This is a genomic window from Azoarcus sp. Soil_N_20, from assembly GCF_057656155.1.
In genome coordinates this window covers 1-3,768 of sequence record NZ_JBDGKX010000038.1, presented here as the reverse complement: position 1 = coordinate 3,768, position 3,768 = coordinate 1, and the positions used below count along the sequence as shown (strand labels likewise).

Sequence of the window (3,768 nt, the reverse complement as noted above, 5' to 3'; positions counted from 1 at the left end):
GAGAAGGCGATCTGGTTCGGCATGGTCGCGCTGGTGGTGATGGAGATCGGCCTGATCACGCCCCCGGTGGGGATGAATGTCTACATCATCAGCGGCGTGGCCCGCGACATCCCGATGGCCACCATCTTCCGCGGCGTGCTCCCCTTCCTCGCCTCCGACATCCTCCGCATCTTCCTGCTCGTGCTCTTCCCCAGCATCTCGCTGGTGGCGCTATGGGTCGTCAGCTGAGCCGCGGCGCAGCCGGACCACTTCCTGGCGACCCACACTCAGTGGGCCGCCAGGTCCGGATGCCCGCCAATGTAATCCAGCAGGAAGTCCTGGAAGCGCTGTGCCGCCGGCGAAAGTGAACGTCCGTTACGGGTGAACACGTAGAACCGCCGGGGCACGACCGGCGCCACCAACGGGCGCATGTCGAGCCGGTACAGCCGGACCAGCGAGGCCGCGTAAGGAATGCAGATGGTCACGCCGAGTCCGGCGCTGACCATGCTCAGGGCGGTCGACATGAAAGTCACCGTGGTGTTCGACTCGAGGTTGAGATCGCGCACCGCGGCATGCAGATCCATCGACAATCGCTCGACGAACTGACCCTGAAGCGTGATCAGCGGGTAGCTCATCAGGTCCGCCCAGTGGATCTCCTTGTGCACCGCCAATGCGTGTCCCGGCGGAAAGACCGCGTAGAACGGCAGCGTGAACAGCGTCGTCGCAAGGATGTCCGAATTCGGGTCGCGCTCGGGCCCCACGCCGAAATCGACCTCGCCCGAGAACACCCGCGACACCACGCCCTCCACCGCACAATCGACCAGGCGGACATCGACGTCGGGATGTGCGGTCCGGAAGGCGGCGATGACTTCGGGCAGCAGGGTACACGCCATCAACTGCGGGGCCGCGACGCGCACCAGGCCTTTCTTCAGCGCCTTCAGATTGGTGACCTCGTCGAACACGCCGTCGAGGTCGAGCAGCGTTTTTTCGATCAGCGGGTAGATGCTGCGTCCGATGTCGGACAGCTGGATGCGCCGCGTGCTGCGGTCGAACAGGCGCACGCCGAGCGACTGCTCCATCTCCTTGATCAGGCCGCTGAGCGCCGACTGGGTTACGAACAGGCTTTCCGCCGCCAGCGTGAAACTGCCGGTGCGTGCGACCGCGACGAAGGCGCGCAATTGTCGGAGGGTTATATTCATTAGCTAAGGCGATAAATTGATCTTTAAAAGTCGTTTGAATGATAGATCATTTTGCCTTGTAATGAGCCCATCTGCTGCAGACGCCGAAGCGACCCGGATCGATGCCGGGACGCACCACCGACCGACAAGGATGGAGACCGCCATGACACACCTGATCAACAAGATCCACCACGTAGCCTACCGCTGCAAGGACGCGCTCGAGACTGCGCGCTGGTACGAGAAGCACCTCGACATGAAGCTGGTGCTGTCGATCGCCGAGGACGCGGTGCCCTCCACCGGCGAGGCCGACCCCTACATGCACATCTTCATGGATGCCGGCATGGGCAACGTGCTCGCCTTCTTCGAGCTGCCCACCCGTGCGCCGATGGGGCGCGACGAGAACACACCGGCGTGGACCCAGCATCTGGCGCTGGAGGTCGAGTCGATGGAGGTGCTGATGGCAGCCAAGGCGCGGCTGGAAGCCGAGGGCATCGAGATCGTCGGCCCCACCGACCACGCCCTGTTCCAGTCGATCTATTTCTTCGACCCCAACGGCCACCGCCTCGAACTCGCCGCCAATACCGCCTCGCCGAAGATGCTCGAAGCGCTCGACAAGGTGAAGTGGGAGATGCTCGAAGAGTGGGCGCAGACCAAGAAGGCCCCCAAGCACGCCGCCTGGATGCATGACGGCAGCTACAAGGAGATGTTCCAGTGAAGCTCGCCACCCTCAAGCACGGCGGTCGTGACGGTTCCCTCGTCGTTGTCAGCCGCGACCTCGCCCGCTGCCGCGCGGTACCGGCCATCGCCCGCACCCTGCAGGCCGCACTCGACGACTGGGAGAGCTGCGAACTCCAGCTGCGCCAGGTGTATGAGGCGCTCAACAGCGGTGCCGTGGAATCGCAGGCCTTCGACCCGGCCGCGTGCCATTCGCCGCTGCCACGCGCCTACCAGTGGGCGGACGGTTCGGCCTATATCAACCACGTCGAGCTGGTGCGCAAGGCGCGCAATTCCGAAGTGCCGGCGTCGTTCTATACCGACCCGCTGATGTACCAGGGCGGCTCGGACAGCTTCATCGGCCCGCGCGACAAGGTGGTGGCCGACGAGAGCTGGGGCATCGACTTCGAGGCCGAGGTCACCGTGGTCACCGGCGACGTGCCGATGGGGGCCACGCCCGAACAGGCGGCGAAGGCGATCCGGCTGGTGATGCTGGTCAACGACGTGTCGCTGCGCAACCTGATTCCGAACGAGCTCGCCAAGGGCTTCGGCTTCTTCCAGAGCAAGCCGGCCTCCGCGTTCAGCCCGGTGGCGGTGACCCCGGACGAACTGGGCGCCGCCTGGAAAGGCGCGAAGGTCCATCTCCCTCTGGTGGTGCACCTCAACGAGCGCCTGTTCGGAAAGCCCGATGCCGGCATCGACATGAACTTCGACTTCGGCCAGCTCGTCGCCCATGTGGCCAAGACCCGCGATCTCGAAGCCGGCTCGATCATCGGTTCGGGCACGGTCTCGAACAAGCAGGGCGACCTGTGGGGTTCGTCGATCGAGCACGGCGGCGTCGGTTATTGCTGCCTCGCCGAGGTACGCACCTACGAGACCATCGAGCAGGGCAAGCCGGTCACGCCCTTCATGCGTCCGGGGGACACCGTCCGCATCGAGATGTTCGACGCCGAGGGCAGGAACATCTTCGGCACCATCGAGAACTGCGTCGCCGGACTGTCCTCCTGAACCGATAACGCCTTGCAAGAAGAACGCCGACTGATGAAGCTCTACACTTACTTCCGCAGCTCTGCCGCCTACCGCGTGCGGATCGCACTCAACCTCAAGGGGCTCGCCTACGACGCGGCGCCGGTCCACCTTCTGCGCGAGGGCGGCGAGCAGCGCCGGCCGGACTATCTGGCGCTGAACCCGGCCGGTCTGGTGCCCACCCTCGTCGATGATGGCCAGGTGCTGACCCAGTCGCTGGCGATCATCGAGTATCTGGACGAAACACATCCCGAACGACCGCTGCTGCCGGACTCCGCCGCCGCGCGCGCCCGCGTTCGGGCGATTGCGCAGACCATCGCCTGCGACATCCACCCGATCAACAACCTGCGCGTGCTGCAATACCTGACCCGCGAACTGGGCGCATCGGAAGATCAGAAAAACGCCTGGTATCGCCACTGGGTGGAAGGCGGGCTGGCGGCAGTCGAGGCGATGCTCGCCAACGACGCGCGCACCGGCCTGTTCTGCGATGGAGACGCGCCGGGCCTGGCGGACTGCTGCCTGGTGCCACAGGTATTCAACGCGCGCCGTTTCGACTGCGACCTGTCGGCGATGCCGACGCTCGTGCGCATTGCCGATCGTTGCGCGGAAATCGACGCCTTCCGCTGCGCCTCGGCCGAACTGCAGCCTGACGCCGGCTGATCGGCACGCCGGTGAGCGCGCTTGTTTCCTTTCCGGTTTCCTTCTTCCATCCCGCCGCCGGAGGACGCCTCGTCCGCGTCCGGCCGGCAGCGGTGAATTGACGACGAGTATCCATCATGACGATCGAAAAACCCTTGTGGACCCCGTCCGCGGCGCGCATCGAATCCGCCAACGTGACCGCCTTCCGGCGCGACGCCGAGCACCGCTGGGG

At 65.1% G+C, this 3,768-nt stretch carries 5 protein-coding genes; 4 read left to right on the top strand and 1 reads right to left on the bottom strand.

Annotated features, from left to right (window positions below; genetic code table 11):
- Positions 1 to 228, top strand: a 228-nt coding sequence (locus AC3A35_RS27705; protein WP_487439776.1) for a TRAP transporter large permease subunit, incomplete at its 5' end; no start/stop codon positions are given.
- Between the two features lie 38 nt (positions 229 to 266).
- On the opposite strand, the gene AC3A35_RS27700 is transcribed toward AC3A35_RS27705, so the two are convergent.
- Positions 267 to 1,178, bottom strand: coding sequence for a LysR family transcriptional regulator (locus AC3A35_RS27700; protein WP_487439775.1), 912 nt, complete (start codon positions 1,176 to 1,178; stop codon positions 267 to 269).
- 142 nt (positions 1,179 to 1,320) lie between these two features.
- On the opposite strand from AC3A35_RS27700, the gene AC3A35_RS27695 reads away from it, so the two are divergent.
- Genes AC3A35_RS27695 through maiA form a run of 3 tightly spaced genes read left to right on the top strand, consistent with a single transcriptional unit; the run spans position 1,321 to position 3,557 of the window.
- Positions 1,321 to 1,872 carry a VOC family protein gene (locus AC3A35_RS27695; protein WP_487439774.1) on the top strand — a complete coding sequence of 184 codons (552 nt, stop codon included), beginning with the start codon at positions 1,321 to 1,323 and terminating at the stop codon, positions 1,870 to 1,872.
- Positions 1,869 to 2,879 (top strand): fumarylacetoacetate hydrolase family protein, encoded by a 1,011-nt coding sequence (locus tag AC3A35_RS27690; RefSeq protein ID WP_487439773.1) that lies wholly within the window; start codon positions 1,869 to 1,871, stop codon positions 2,877 to 2,879. Before AC3A35_RS27695 ends, AC3A35_RS27690 begins: the two co-directional genes overlap by 4 nt.
- A gap of 33 nt (positions 2,880 to 2,912) precedes the next feature.
- A complete protein-coding gene (gene maiA, locus AC3A35_RS27685; protein ID WP_487439772.1) occupies positions 2,913 to 3,557 on the top strand; it encodes a maleylacetoacetate isomerase in 645 nt (214 codons plus the stop codon).
- Positions 3,558 to 3,768: the final 211 nt, after the last annotated feature.